At 52.5% G+C, this 13,047-nt stretch carries 14 protein-coding genes; 4 read left to right on the forward strand and 10 right to left on the reverse strand.

Annotation, left to right across the window (positions count from 1 at the left end; genetic code table 11):
- Positions 1 to 56 precede the first annotated feature (56 nt).
- A complete protein-coding gene (locus EDM59_RS28850) occupies positions 57 to 539 on the reverse strand; it encodes a DinB family protein (RefSeq protein ID WP_122926769.1) in 483 nt (160 codons plus the stop codon).
- 20 nt (positions 540 to 559) lie between these two features.
- Entirely contained in the window at positions 560 to 1,345 is a 786-nt protein-coding gene (locus EDM59_RS28855) for a GNAT family N-acetyltransferase (RefSeq protein ID WP_122926770.1), read from the reverse strand.
- A 100-nt stretch (positions 1,346 to 1,445) separates the two neighbouring features.
- Between EDM59_RS28855 and EDM59_RS28860 the strand changes: the two genes are divergently transcribed.
- Positions 1,446 to 2,948, forward strand: coding sequence for an IMP dehydrogenase (locus tag EDM59_RS28860; RefSeq protein ID WP_122926771.1), 1,503 nt, complete (start codon positions 1,446 to 1,448; stop codon positions 2,946 to 2,948).
- Positions 2,949 to 3,088: 140 nt separating this feature from the next.
- On the opposite strand, the gene EDM59_RS28865 is transcribed toward EDM59_RS28860, so the two are convergent.
- Positions 3,089 to 4,063 carry an aldo/keto reductase gene (locus EDM59_RS28865; protein ID WP_122926772.1) on the reverse strand — a complete coding sequence of 325 codons (975 nt, stop codon included), beginning with the start codon at positions 4,061 to 4,063 and terminating at the stop codon, positions 3,089 to 3,091.
- A 214-nt stretch (positions 4,064 to 4,277) separates the two neighbouring features.
- Between EDM59_RS28865 and EDM59_RS28870 the strand changes: the two genes are divergently transcribed.
- Positions 4,278 to 4,724, forward strand: a complete 447-nt coding sequence (locus EDM59_RS28870; protein WP_122926773.1) for a helix-turn-helix domain-containing protein — start codon at positions 4,278 to 4,280, stop codon at positions 4,722 to 4,724.
- A gap of 18 nt (positions 4,725 to 4,742) precedes the next feature.
- Positions 4,743 to 5,918 carry an MFS transporter gene (locus EDM59_RS28875; RefSeq protein WP_122926774.1) on the forward strand — a complete coding sequence of 392 codons (1,176 nt, stop codon included), beginning with the start codon at positions 4,743 to 4,745 and terminating at the stop codon, positions 5,916 to 5,918.
- 81 nt (positions 5,919 to 5,999) lie between these two features.
- Here EDM59_RS28875 and EDM59_RS28880 read toward each other — a convergent pair whose 3' ends face one another.
- The 5 genes from EDM59_RS28880 to EDM59_RS28900 are packed head-to-tail and all read right to left on the reverse strand — an operon-like array spanning position 6,000 to position 11,014.
- The gene (locus EDM59_RS28880) at positions 6,000 to 7,136 is read right to left on the reverse strand and encodes a M20 family metallopeptidase (RefSeq protein WP_122926775.1); all 1,137 of its coding nucleotides are present in this window, start codon (positions 7,134 to 7,136) and stop codon (positions 6,000 to 6,002) included.
- A 15-nt stretch (positions 7,137 to 7,151) separates the two neighbouring features.
- Positions 7,152 to 7,952 carry an ABC transporter permease gene (locus tag EDM59_RS28885; protein WP_122926776.1) on the reverse strand — a complete coding sequence of 267 codons (801 nt, stop codon included), beginning with the start codon at positions 7,950 to 7,952 and terminating at the stop codon, positions 7,152 to 7,154.
- The gene (locus EDM59_RS28890; RefSeq protein ID WP_122926777.1) at positions 7,949 to 8,791 is read right to left on the reverse strand and encodes an ABC transporter permease; all 843 of its coding nucleotides are present in this window, start codon (positions 8,789 to 8,791) and stop codon (positions 7,949 to 7,951) included. Before EDM59_RS28890 ends, EDM59_RS28885 begins: the two co-directional genes overlap by 4 nt.
- A gap of 3 nt (positions 8,792 to 8,794) precedes the next feature.
- Positions 8,795 to 9,886, reverse strand: a complete 1,092-nt coding sequence (locus EDM59_RS28895) for an ABC transporter ATP-binding protein (RefSeq protein ID WP_122926853.1) — start codon at positions 9,884 to 9,886, stop codon at positions 8,795 to 8,797.
- A gap of 9 nt (positions 9,887 to 9,895) precedes the next feature.
- Complete coding sequence (locus EDM59_RS28900) at positions 9,896 to 11,014, reverse strand: ABC transporter substrate-binding protein (protein WP_122926778.1); 1,119 nt, start codon at positions 11,012 to 11,014, stop codon at positions 9,896 to 9,898.
- A gap of 202 nt (positions 11,015 to 11,216) precedes the next feature.
- On the opposite strand from EDM59_RS28900, the gene EDM59_RS28905 reads away from it, so the two are divergent.
- Positions 11,217 to 11,975 (forward strand): IclR family transcriptional regulator, encoded by a 759-nt coding sequence (locus EDM59_RS28905; RefSeq protein ID WP_122926779.1) that lies wholly within the window; start codon positions 11,217 to 11,219, stop codon positions 11,973 to 11,975.
- 69 nt (positions 11,976 to 12,044) lie between these two features.
- On the opposite strand, the gene EDM59_RS28910 is transcribed toward EDM59_RS28905, so the two are convergent.
- Positions 12,045 to 12,368 carry an AzlD domain-containing protein gene (locus EDM59_RS28910; RefSeq protein ID WP_122926780.1) on the reverse strand — a complete coding sequence of 108 codons (324 nt, stop codon included), beginning with the start codon at positions 12,366 to 12,368 and terminating at the stop codon, positions 12,045 to 12,047.
- Entirely contained in the window at positions 12,365 to 13,015 is a 651-nt protein-coding gene (locus tag EDM59_RS31540) for an AzlC family ABC transporter permease (protein WP_246011294.1), read from the reverse strand. Before EDM59_RS31540 ends, EDM59_RS28910 begins: the two co-directional genes overlap by 4 nt.
- Positions 13,016 to 13,047: the final 32 nt, after the last annotated feature.

Raw genomic sequence — 13,047 nt, forward strand, 5'->3', positions numbered from 1 at the left:
CTTATAAATTCTTACTGTACACGAAATCCCCTTCCCATTCGGTAGGGGATTTTCATTTAGTCTTTGGGAGAAATCAGCTGCTTGCCGATCACATTCGCAGATACCGGCTTCTTGCCCACTTCACGTGCCCAGATAGACAGCTGCCCGAAATGATGGATTTGGTGGGCGATTACATGCCGTATGATTTCTCCCCAAGCGTCTGTGACGATCCCTCCGCCAGCTCTTGGATCACAAAAGGGCCTGCTCTCCATGCTGTCCTCCCACGCCATCACAAACGCCTCTACTTCTGGACGGTAATTGGCATCCAGCATGCGAACCTTTTCCAAGCTTCGGAACTGCATAAAGTCGTCCTGGATATCGGGCTTTCCCTGCAAGACACGAATCCAGCTACACTCCACGTCGATGATATGATACAGCGTATAGAGAATAGATCCCGCTCCCCCGATCCTCTCTCGAAGCAGCTCTTCCTCCGGCACGTCCTCGCACCATCGATACCATTGTTCCCGTACCATCCAGTTGTATTGAAAAAAGGTTTTCATCGGTCTTTCCTCCATGTTTTCTACCACAGAAATGTGACGAATGCATACCGTTCTACAGTCGTAAAGCCGAGCCGCTCATAGACGCGAATCGCTGCCTCATTCTCGGCAAAGACAAACAGATACACATTCGGTGATTTTTGCAGGCCGATCCGGCAAATGTCCGAAGTGATTTGCATGCCTAGCCCTCTTTTGCGATACTCCGCTGCCGTTCCGATATTGCCAATTTCGACGAAGTCATCCTCATAGACATGGAAGCCGGCCATGGCAGTCAGTTCACCCGATTGGGATGAAAGCGCGATGTGCGGCATTTCCCTCACTTCCTCGGCTCGAAAGCTCAGCATGCCAACCTTATTCGCCAGCTGTTCCACTGCTCCTCCTCTATCCTCCTCGACCAGGAAAGACTCACCTCGGGGCAAAAGCCTGTCGGCAGAGGTCAGCTTCATCAGCAGCATCGTCTTTCGCTCCAGTGCATGTGGGATTTCCAAACGAGCAACGCACGATTCCACAGCTGTGAGAACCCCTTCCCGCTGCTCGCCTTCTTTCACTTTGAGCCTCATGCGAAATTGTTCCAGCATTCCTTTCACCGAATACGAACCTGTTTCTTCTATTAGACAAAACGTGAAAGCGTGAAAGGGCATCCCTTGCAGGTACGCGCCTGCTGCCCTCCACCCTTGCTCGCTTGCTTCCGCCAGGAAAAGAGTCCGCTTTGCTCGAAGCCGTAAATTACCATAAAATAGGTAGGATTTCTCCAGCTCCAATTGTTTCAATAATTCGATTTCTTCCGCAAGATTGAGAGATTTAAACAAAAAACACTCCACCTTTCGATTCCCTATTGACGTTATTACGTTTTCACGGTTAACATGATAAAAATTCTCTAATAAAAAGAGTTCATAGGAGGAGAGAGTAGTGGCTTTTTATTACACAGAACCATCTCGGACGTTCAACGAGTTTTTGTTGCTTCCTAACCTCACCACAAAGGAATGCACGCCTCAAAACGTTGACCTTTCCACCCCCATCACCAAATTTAAAAAGGGCGAAAAGCCAGCCATTTCACTAAACATACCGTTCTCATCTGCAGTCATGCAAGCTGTATCCGACCATCACATGGCGGTGGCTTTGGCTCAATGTGGCGGTATTTCATTTATTTTCGGCTCCCAGTCGATTGAAAGCCAAGCGACTATGGTACGCAAAGCAAAAGCGTACAAGGCAGGCTTCGTTGTCAGCCGCTCCAACCTGACTCCAAGCCATACGCTCAAAGATATCCTGGAGCTAAAAGAGCAAACCGGTCACTCCACAGTAGCGATCACAGAAGATGGTTCGGCTAAAGGCAAGCTGCTCGGGATCGTAACGGGACGCGACTATCGGATCAGCCGCGACTCCCTGGATAAGCCAGTCAGCGAAATCATGACGCCATTCTCCTCCTTGATCGTCGGCAAATCGGGTCTGTCCCTCTCGGAAGCAAACGACCTGATCTGGGAACACAAGCTGAACTGTCTGCCAATCGTAGACGAGAACCAAAACCTGGACTTCCTCGTATTCCGCAAAGACTACGATTCGCGCAAAAACAACCCGCTCTCTCTTCTCGACGCAAACAAGAGCTATATCGTCGGAGCCGGGATCAATACGAAGGACTACAAGGAACGGGTACCTGCTCTGGTGGAAGCAGGAGTGGATGTCCTCGTAATCGACTCTTCCGATGGCTTTAGCGAGTGGCAGAAAGATACGGTTCAATATGTAAAAGAGAACTACGACAACGTCTACATCGGTGCAGGTAACGTCGTCGATAAAGAAGGCTTCCGCTACCTGGTAGAAGCTGGCGCGGACTTCATCAAGGTCGGGATCGGCGGCGGTTCCATTTGTATCACTCGCGAGCAAAAAGGGATTGGCCGTGGTCAAGCATCCGCAGTGATCGAAGTGGCAGCAGCTCGTGACGAGTATTTCAAAGAGACCGGCATTTACGTTCCAATTTGCTCCGATGGCGGTATCGTTCACGACTATCACGTGACGCTCGCTCTGGCGATGGGTGCTGACTTTGTCATGCTGGGCCGCTACTTCGCACGCTTTGACGAGTCTCCAACCAAAAAAGTGAAGATCGGAAACAACTTCGTAAAAGAATATTGGGGAGAAGGCTCCAACCGTGCCCGCAACTGGCAGCGTTACGACACCGGCGGCAAGCAAAGCCTGGTGTTTGAAGAAGGCGTAGACTCCTATGTTCCTTACGCGGGCAGCCTGCGTGAAAACATGGACCGCACTCTCCACAAAATCAAATCGACCATGTGCAACTGCGGTTCGCTCTCCATCACAGAGCTGCAGCAAAAAGCACGCATTACGCTCGTATCGGCAACCAGTCTCGTCGAGGGCGGCGCACATGACGTCATCCTGAAAGAAAGCAGCATGGCTGCAGAATAAGGCATTCCATTAGAAAACTTGGCTACGTCAAGCCTTTTGGCGCAGTCTTAGTTGCACTTATACTGGCTAAGAATACTATAAATTCTTACTGTATAAGAAAAGCGATCCCACACTGAGGATCGCTTTTTTCCTTTCACGAATCAGGACAGTCGATAGACGGCAAACGGCTCCCCGCGGCGATACGGCTCGCTTAGCTGGTCCAGCTGGGCAAGAGCCGCTTCATCCAGCTTGATGGAGGTGCTCAGCGCATTATCCACTAGCTGTTCTACACGCGATGCGCCTACGATGACAGATGACACAACAGGCTGATGCATCAGCCACGCTAGTGAAATCGCGCTCGCAGAGTGTCCCAGCTCTTGGGCAAGGCCGTTTACGCGCTGTCCGAAGGCGATTTTATCCTCGTTCAAGAAGCGGGTAAAGCGTGGTTCCTTTTCCGCACGCGAGCCTTCCGGGGCTGTTTCAGTCGAGGTGTACTTTCCTGTCAGGATGCCGCCAGCCAAAGGAAAATACGGGATGATCCCGACCCCTTGATCCAGGCAAGCAGGTACGAGCTCGATCTCCGGCGTACGATCGGCCAGGGAATAGCTGACCTGTGTGGACACAAATCGGTTCAGTCCCTTATTTTCACTGATCCCCAAGGCTTTGACCAGCTCCCATGCTGCGTAATTGGACGCTCCGATATAGCGTACCTTGCCTGAGCGTACCATGTCGTCTAGCGCACGTAGCGTCTCCTCCAGAGGCGTTTCAGGATCAAAGGTATGAATCTGGTACAAATCCACGTAATCCGTCCGTAGGCGCCGCAAGCTGTTCTCCAGCTCCATCTGCAAGTGGTACCGGGATGACCCCCTCTGGTTAGGACCTTCTCCACGTACCAGCCCCGCTTTCGTCGCGAGGACAACCTCGTGCCGTCTTCCCTCCAGCGCTGCTCCGATGATTCGCTCTGATTCCGAATTCGTGTAGATATTCGCTGTATCGATAAACGTAATGCCAGCCTCAATCGCCTGGTGGAGAATTCGTGTGGAGGTAGCTTCGTCTGCTCTTCCTCCAAAAGAATTCGTTCCGAGCCCCAATGCCGATACTTTCAAACCGCTGTTGCCGAGACGACGATATTGCAATCGTTTCACCCTCTTTTCTCTCTCCAAAATGTAGGTAGGATCTTCTGTTATCCTTCCATAAACGCCAGCTGTCTCCCTGCACAAATCGCATTCTTTTTGGAAAACATACCCTTAGACGTGAACTTTTCACATTGCAAAACTGTTACGTTTACGTTAATGTTATTGTTGTTGCTTGAGACTCGTGAAATGACTCAATGGGAATGGAGGGAACGCGTTGTACAAAATCGATGAAGTCGCACAAAAAACCAAACTGACCAAGAGGGCCCTCCGTTATTACGAAGAACTCGGATTGGTTTCTCCATCGGGGAGAACCGAGGGCGGCTATCGCATGTATACAGATGCAGACGTCGAGCAGATTCTTCACATCATCGACATGCGCGATTTGCTCGGAGCTTCCTTGGCTGAAATAAAGGGTATGGTCGAGCTCGGCCGTCTGTATGAGGAGCAAAGAGAATTTTACAATCAGCATTACAAAAACCGTGATCTGGATGGGCCTGAGCTGCTCAAACGGATCGAGATGCTGCAAAAGCTCGAGGATACCCTCACTCCTCAGCGCGATTTTTTACAAAACAAAATCGCACGGATGCAAGAGCTGCTCGCAGACTTCGATAACAAACTCGAAAGGATTGTCAGCAAGCGCAAAGAGCTGACTGAGAAATAAAAGGAGGAAACAACTAAGATGTCTTCAGATGCCCATTCACTCCGTACCATTTTCAAGCAGACCAAATCTGCTTATGCCGTTGCCTTTGCCTGCGTCGTCGCGTTCATGGGGATCGGTCTCGTCGACCCGATCCTCCCGGCTATTGCCAGCAAGCTGAACGCCACACCTAGTCAGGTTTCACTATTATTCACCAGCTACATGCTGATGACCGGGATTACCATGCTGGTTACCGGATGGCTGTCCAGCCGTATCGGTCCAAAACGCACCATGCTGTTCGGATTGCTCGCGATCATCCTCTTCTCCTTTTTAGGCGGGATGGCGAATTCCGTAAACGGGATTGTGTGGTTCCGCGCAGGCTGGGGATTCGGGAATGCCTTTTTTATTTCCACGGCGCTCGCCGTTATTGTCAGCGTAGCCAGCGGTGGTACGGCTTCGGCCATTGTTCTGTATGAGGCCGCTATTGGTCTTGGGATGTCAGTCGGTCCCCTGCTGGGTGGCCTGCTCGGCGGAATCAGCTGGCGCGGTCCATTCTTTGGTGTAGCCGTCCTGATGGCGATTGCTTTTTTGGCGGTATTTGTTTTGCTGAAGGACATACCAAAACCTGCGAAACGCACCTCGCTGCTCGATCCGTTCCGTGCACTGCGTTACCCGGGCCTTTTTACCATGGCTGTCACTGCTCTTTTATATAACTTCGGATTCTTTACCTTGCTCGCCTATTCGCCGTTTGTTCTGAACATGGACGAGCATAGCCTGGGACTCGTCTTCTTTTTCTGGGGTGTCCTCTTGGCGATCACTTCTGTGATTGTCGCTCCGAAATTGCAGGATCGCTTTGGATCGGTACCGACTCTGTTTGGAATGCTTTTGCTGCTGGCTATTGACCTTGCTTCCATGGGCCTTGGGGTTACTTCCCAGACAGGGCTGGTCATCGCAATCGCGATCGCAGGCGGGATTCTCGGTGTCATCAACACCATCCTGACTGCCTCTGTCATGGACGTCGCGCCAGTAGAACGGGCTGTCGCTTCTTCTGCCTACAGCTTTGTCCGATTTGTGGGTGGTGCCATCGCTCCCTGGCTTGCCGGCAAGCTTTCAGAAGTATTTACCGCCAGCATTCCCTTTTACGCAGGAGCACTTGCTGTCCTGATTAGTATGCTCGCCCTCTTTATCGGACGCCGTCATCTGACTGAACTGAAATAAAGGCCATACAAAAGGCACCTGCCTCGATGTGACTATCTGTCGCTCACATCCCGCAGGTGCCTTTTTCTCTTTTTTCTCTCTCTATACTTCTTCGATCAAACGCGCCAGCAGCGCAGCGCGGACCGCTATTTCACCCAGTTCGATCCATTCATCCGGCGAGTGCGCCAATCCTCCCTTGGAGCCGAGACCATCCAGAGTGGGGGAGCCGCATGCAGCAGCGAAGTTCCCGTCACTTACCCCGCCTGTCCCCGCTTCCTCAAGAGCGAGCCCCAATTCGTTTTGACCAATCGTTTTGGCCAGCTCAAACAAAGCTCCGGTCTCTTCCGTTCTCTCCATCGGAGGACGCCTGATGCCTCCTGTGACGTGCACGCTCGTTCCCGCAAGAGTCGGCCTAAGCTCGCGAATCACCCGTTCGATCCGCTTGGCCTCCTCCATGGAAACGATGCGCACATCGACTTGTGCCTCTGCATAATCAGCGACCACATTCGATCCGATCCCACCGCTGACCGTGCCGACATTGATCGTCGTTCCCAGGTCATAGTCGGTTAACGAATGCAGGTACTGAATCTGCCGAGACATTTCTTCAATAGCGGAAATCCCTTTCTGATGGTCGACCCCGGCATGAGCAGAGACCCCGTGTACCTGGATGGTAAAGTGAGCGCTGCCCTTGCGCCAGGTCTTCAAGGCTCCGATCGGCTCAGTCGGCGGCTCCAGCACAAAGCTGGCGATCGACTTCGACGCCTCCTCCTCTACCAATGCACGAGAAGTGGGACTCCCGATTTCTTCGTCGCTGTTTAACAGCAGAACGATTTTTGTATCCTTTGGCAAACGGTCAAGCTGGACCAGGGCCCGCATCGCAAACATCGCTTGCAATACGCCTGCCTTCATGTCGTAAACGCCAGGACCGTATGCTTTTCCATCCTGAATGGTGAAAGGCCGGCGAGCGGCTTCCCCTTTTAGCCACACGGTATCGTAATGACCGATGATCAGCACTTGTCGATCTCCGCTGCCCAATGTACAGCGGACTTGATCACCGTACAGAAAGTTCGGTATTAGCTCCGCCATCCCCCCGGTCAAGCGCTGGAATTGCAGGGCGAACCACCCCGCCATCCGATCACCCAACACTTTATCCCGCGATGGGGAATCCATGTTGACCGCTTCTTCGAGCAGCTTCAGAAAGGTTGTCATGTTGTCTTCTATATACGTGTGAATTGACATAGTGCCTCTTCTTCCTTAGTGGGATTGAGAATTGAGTCCGAATAGGCGCTCCAGTCCGTACACCTTTTCCAGCAGGATGATAAACACCAGACTCAGCAAAATGACAACGGACGAGATGGAAGCCACCAGCGGGTCCAAAGTCTCCTGCATGTAAGTGAAAATCGCCAGCGGCAGTGTCGTCGTATCCGGTGCCACCAAAAACAGCGATACTGTCACGTTATCAAACGATGTCAGGAACGAGAAAATCATTCCGGACACAATCGCAGGTCTCAGGAGCGGCAGCGTAATGTCCCAGAACACCCGAAACGGATGTGCTCCCAGCATGTATCCCGCTTTTTCCAGCGTGTAGTCAAACGAGCTGAGTCCCGTCAATACGAGCCGCACCACATACGGAATGGAAATCAGGATGTGAGCGAGCAAGAGCCCGGTAAATGTTCCGGCGATCCCGATTCTCGTAAAGAACAGCAGTGCCGAGATCCCGATGATGAGCGATGGGACTGTCAGGGGGGAGAGCATCAACGCGTTGAGCACGCCACTCCCGCGAAACTTGTATTTCGACAAAGCAAATGCCGCAAGCGTCCCCAAAAAGGTCGCCAAGACAGCCGTAATCGCTGCCAGCTTGAGACTTGTCCAAAGCGAGTCAATAAACTCCGGTCTGTCCAAAATCATCTTGTACCACTGCCAGGAAAAGCCCTCTGGCGGGAATGCCAGGTACCCTGCAGCCGTAAACGAGCTTGGAATGATGACCAAAAACGGCAGATTGACCAGAACCAGCACCAAAAAGGTAATGAGCCCAAGTACGTTGATCTTTTTCATGACGCAAACACCTCTTTGTACCTCTTGGTTTCAATCAGCTTGGTGTACAGGGTAACGAGAACGATCGTGCTGCCGAGCAGCAGGAAGGCAAGCGCTGCACCTAACGGCCAGTTTAGCGTCGCCATGATTTGCTCATAGGCGATGACCGGCATGACTTTTACCGACGTTCCCCCCATCAGCGCAGGTGTGACGAAAGCACTCATGGACAGACTGAAAACCAGCGTCGTTCCTGCGATGATTCCAGGCAGGGACAGCGGCAGCGTCACGCTGAAAAACGTACGGACGCGCGAAGCACCGAGAATCGATGCCGCTTTGTTCAGCGATGGGTCGATCGCGTACATGCTCGTCGCAAGTGCCAGCACCATGTAGGCGATAAACGAGTCGGTCAAACCGATCACCACGCCCAGCTCATTGTACAAAAGCCGCAGCGGCTGCTCGATGATCCCCAGAGCGATCAAGGACTCGTTGATCCAGCCCTTTTCCCCCAGCACGACCACCCAACCGAAGTTGCGGATGACCACACTGATCAGATGCGGGGCCAGGATCAGCATCGTCACGATCCCGCGCATTTTTCCTGTCGCCTGTGCCATGTACATCGCCACCGGGTAGCCGAGCACCAGCGTGGCGAGCACCGTCCAAAGACTGACGCGAATCGTTCGCCACAGGATTTGCACATAAAACGGATCCTGCACAAACAAGGCATAATTTTTTAGCGAAAAGGCTTCGTTTTCATCCTGAAAGCTGAGCAAGAGCATCAGGAGCATGGGAATCAGGAAGACTCCTAAAAGGACAATCATGGCTGGAGCCGTAAGCAGTGTAATCGAGAGACGCTTGCTCATCCGTCATCCCCTCTCTGCCGGCATGACCAGCACGTCTTCCGGATTCCATTGGCAAAATACCTGTGTACCTGGCTCACGTTCTGCGGATCGGTCGCTCATCTGCACTTTCACTGACAAGGTATGACCGCCAGTGCGCACCTCACATTCGGTGTACGAACCGAGGAACGATGCCAGCTGCAGCTGCCCTTCCACCTGGTTGATCCCCGATCCTGCCGTATCCGTCAGCAAGATTTTCTCCGGCCTTACGAAGACAACTACCTTCTGACCATGGGCCAACGGTCGCTCCTGCTTGCCTGCATGGATCGTCATTCCTTCTTTGGTGCGAAGGGTGAGCCGCTCTCCTTCGACACCGATTACCTCGCCTTCCATTCGGTTCGTTTTTCCGATAAACGTATGGACGAACTCCGATGCCGGCTGATTGTAGATCTCCAGCGGGGTACCGATCTGCTCCACGAATCCGTGATTCAAAACCACGATGCGGTCAGACAAGGACAGCGCTTCCTCCTGATCATGCGTAACAAAAATCGTCGTCACGCCGATCTCCTGATGCAGACGCTTCAGCTCGTCGCGAAGTTCCTCGCGCAGCTTGGCGTCCAGGTTGCTGAGCGGCTCATCCAGCAGTAACAGAGATGGCTCGATAACCAGAGCCCGAGCGATCGCGATCCGCTGGCGCTGACCACCGGAAAGCTGCTTCGGGTAGCGGTCTGCGACGTTCGGCAGCTTCACCAGCTCCAGAACACGTTTTACCCGCTCCTGCATTTCGGCTTTGCCTATTTTTCTCAGTTTCAAGCCATAGGCGATGTTCTCTGCTACCGTCATGTGCGGAAAGAGAGAGTAGGTCTGGAACACCATCCCCAGCTCCCGTTTGTATGGAGGCACGCCGTTCATGCGCTGTCCCTTGATCAAGAGATCACCGCCATCCGGGTCGAGAAAACCCGCGATCATATTCAGGGTCGTGGTTTTACCGCAACCAGATGGACCGAGGAAGGAGATAAACTCGCCTTGCTCCACCTGCAGGTTGAAGTCTTGAACCACGACATTGTTTTGAAATTTTTTCATGATGCCGCGTAGTTCGACGTCAATCACCTTGGTCACGAAAGACACCTACTTTCCTGTGTTGGGTGCGATCTCTTTGTTGAAGCGATCCAGCCAATTGGATGTTTCTTTGCTGAGCACTTCGTAGTCGAAGTTCACAACCTTGGCGCGGTCAAATTCCAGTGTTTTCGCTACATTGTCCGGAAGCTTCACTGGAGTTGCCGGATTGTAGTACAGCTTGGTCGCATACGCAGTTTGAACTTCATCGGTCAGCAGGAAGTCGATGAACGCTTTGGCCGCTTGCGGATGCTTTGCCCCTTTCACCAAGGTCGCGACGTTTGGCACGATGTTTCCGCCTTCTTCAGGGAAGACGAATTCAACCGGCAACCCCGATTCTTTTTGCGTCAGGCTGCGAGCCATCGTCCATGTGGTGTATGCTGCACTCTTGTTTTGCAGGTTTTGCTGCAGCTGTGCGGCACTCTTTGCAAATGTCGGCATGTAGCCTGCGATGGTCGCCATCTTTTGGAAGCCTGGCTCGATGTTCTTTTCCGATCCACCGTTGGCATAAGCCAGCATGATCATCGTCGAGCGTCCGAAGTTGCTCGCTACGTCTGTCATTGTGATATTGCCCTTCACTTCCGGCTTCGTCAGGTCGTTCCAGGACGTAGGTACTGGCAGGTTCTTTTCTTTCACCAGCTCGGTGTTATAGGTGATTCCCATCGGTGTGAAGTTGACCACGACTCCGCTGTCATCCTTGATCTTCAGGTCTGCCGGCACGTTCTTCATATTCGGAATGTCGGTCGCAGACACAGTCTCCCACAGGCCTTCCTGACGGCCTTTTTCCTGCTCGCCGCCCTCTACGATTGTCAGGTCAATTTGCGGAGAGTTCTTTTGCGCTTTGACCTTCGCTACGATCTCCGTGGAAACACCGGAAACGTACGTCAGCTTCACATTCGGGTATTTTTCATTGAACTTTTTGAAGAACTCATCCTTCATCAGCTTTTCAACCGTAGCGCCGTTACCTGCTACGACCAAGGTATCTTCCAGCTGTACCTGCGCGGAAGCTCCTTCTTTTGAACCAGATGGCTGTGCTGGCGCTGCGGCTTGCGGCGCTGGCGAGCCACATCCCGCGAGCAGAGATCCTGTCAGTGCAAAAATGGAGAGTACAGATAATGCCTTTTTCTTCACAGTGTTCAACCCCCGATTTTATCTAAGTTGTTCACGAATAGAGAACGTCGTTTGCTATTCAAGAACGATAGTTGTATACTACCATATAAGAAACTGACTATTCAAGGTAGTCCAATAAAAAAAACCATTGGCTCAATTCTTGGAGTAAGCGTTTTCGTTTCATGGTAGAATAAAACCAATGAGCTTCTAAGGAGACGGTTTCATGGATCAAGTGCTCTCATCAGTCCGCAATAGCTGCCGGCTGTTAAAAATTTTTCTGGATTCACCGAAAGAGCTTGGGGTGACCGAACTAAGCAAAATGCTGGAAATGTCCAAGGGGGCGGTACACAAGCTGCTCTCCACTTTGGAATCCGAAGGCTTTATTCGGCAAAATGAAAAAACCAAGCAGTACACGCTTGGCTACACCCTTCTGGAGCTTGGGACCAAAGTCTTGAAGAACCACGACATCGTCGATTTTTCGATGCCGTATCTGAATCGCCTCGTTTCCCGCACGAACGAGCTGGTTGTTCTGTGTGTAAAGGATGCGCGTGACGCGATCTACGTGGCAAAAGTGGACTCGCCCCATCCGATTCGGTTTACAGTCGAATCGTTCCGGCGCTTCCCGCTGTACTCTACGACTGCTGCACGTGTGCTGCTTGCCTACCAGCCAGCCGAGTTCCAGGAGGATATTCTCGAGGAAGCGACGCTCAAGATGTACACCCCACACTCCTATACCTCGATCGAATCGATCAAGGACGATCTGCTGGTGATCAAAGCGCGCGGGTACGAAATCAGCTCCAACCGCCGCAACAACGGCGTAACGGGGATCGCCGCACCGATCTTCGATTCATCTGGTCAGGTAACTGCTTCGATCAGTGTCATCGGCCCTTCGGATCGTGTGCTCCCGCAGCAAGAGGAGATCCTGCACGAAACACTGGCAACCGTCCAGGAAATGTCCGCCCATCTCGGATATCGTTCTTGACGCCATTCGTAGCAAAATTGAAAAAGAGGCAGCCTCGGACATTTCCCGTCCCAAGCTGCCTCTTTTCACTTACATCCATTGAACCAGCTGACGCCAGAGCGCAATTACAACGACACCTGCCAGCAAAGCCCACACGATCTGCTTTTTCCAGAGACCTACCGACAGCGAGACAATCCCCGCCACGAGATACTCCGGGCTCCATGCCCCTTTTGGCGCGTGAAACAAGATCGGTGGAATGGTCATGGAGCTGAACACCCCTACAGGCACCATCGCCAAGCCGCGTTTCAGCCAGGCGGGGATTTCCCAACGCGAGCTGATCAGAAGCATCGGAAAGCGAGTCAAGTAGGTGATCAAGGCCATCCCTACGATATACAAGAGCACGTTATCGCTCATCGCTCGCCACTCACCGCCCCTATCGCCACGGCCGTCAAGGTTCCGGCAATGATGGCAACAGTCGCGCCACCCAGCCAGTAGCCGACACATGCGACAACGGCTGCGCATCCTGCCACTTTGACATGGAAGGAAGACACCAGATTAACAGCCAGAAACCCGAGAAAGGTCGCCACAAAAGCGAAGTCCAGTCCGTACGCCTCTGTCTGTGTAAACACGGTACCAAACCAGGCTCCCGCAAATGTACTGATATTCCAAATCAAGTAATCCGCCGCACTCGCTCCTGCGAAGTAAGAAAGGCTCGGTTTGGCTCCGTTCGCCAAATACGTTGCCTTCAGCGCATAGGTCTCATCGTTGAGCCAGCCTCCCATCAGCGCCAGCTTCCATGGTGATGTCCCCCGAAATTTCGGGCCGAGCGAGAGTCCGTACAGCAGATGTCTTGCATTCAGCAAAAGAGTCGATACCAGAATCGGCCATCCGACGATCCCTTGCGAAATCAAGCCAACGGCAGCAAATTGCGACGATCCTGCATTGACCAGCAAGGAAAACAGCATGGCTTCGGTCACCCCAAGACCCGCTTGCCTCGCCAGAATCCCGAATACCAAGCCATCGACGATTCCTGCTGCCGCGACAGGAAAGATCTGCTTCATTCCCTTTACAAATAGGGAGGAGGACAAGCTGC

The organism is Brevibacillus nitrificans (assembly GCF_003710965.1).
Taxonomy (GTDB): domain Bacteria; phylum Bacillota; class Bacilli; order Brevibacillales; family Brevibacillaceae; genus Brevibacillus; species Brevibacillus centrosporus.